Annotated in this window: 1 protein-coding gene; it reads right to left on the bottom strand. The window is 53.2% G+C overall.

All coding sequences use genetic code 11. The annotated features are described in order from the left end of the window. The coding region (locus GTQ38_RS20865) for a T9SS type B sorting domain-containing protein (RefSeq protein WP_161437523.1) at nt 1-716 on the bottom strand (716 nt) is incomplete at both ends.

Raw genomic sequence — 716 nt, 5'->3', positions numbered from 1 at the left:
ATTCCCCGGTCCGCGCTGCCATCCCAGTCCGGTGAGCTGATGTTCCCTTCGTACACCAGGGAACCATTGCGATCATAGACAGACATTCTGTAGTTAGGGTAGTCATTCCTCAGCCAGGAAATCGAAAAAGTATCATTGACGCCGTCACCGTTTGGAGAAAAGCCTAGTCTATCTGCCTCAGGTATTTCTTCACAACCCTGCATGTTGATCCTTACCACAACTTCGACCCGTTCGGAGATACAGCCGTTGTCGTCTTCCAATACCCCGTAATATAAGGTGCCATCTTCCAGAGCGGTATCGCTCGCCAGTTCCGCTGTGCTGTCCGCGTCCTCGTACCAGCGTACGATGCCATTGCCCGTGGCTGAAAGATCGGATACCCTGGGGGCTTCCAAAATACAGAACTGCTGTTCACTGCCTGCCTCCAGAATAGGAGCCTCCAATACAAAGGCCGTGGTGGTACCTGTACCGGTACAGCCATTGACCAGGGTGATGGTAACAGTGAACTCCTCCCCGTCCGAGACATTGGTCACTTCCGGATTTTGCAGACCGGGATCGTTGAATATGGCCTCTCCGTTGCTGCTCCATGACCATGAGGTCCCCTGTCCGCTGATCTCATTCAGTTGCAGAACGGATCCCTGACAAATCGGGCCGCTGTTGGTAACAAGGGCCAATAAGGATGAGCTTATCCTTACCGTGGCCGTACAGCTGTCTGTGTT

Origin of the sequence: Poritiphilus flavus, from assembly GCF_009901585.1 — a bacterium.
GTDB lineage: Bacteria > Bacteroidota > Bacteroidia > Flavobacteriales > Flavobacteriaceae > Poritiphilus > Poritiphilus flavus.
Note: the sequence above shows the minus strand (reverse complement) of the source record. Positions and strands in the feature narration are given on the sequence as shown.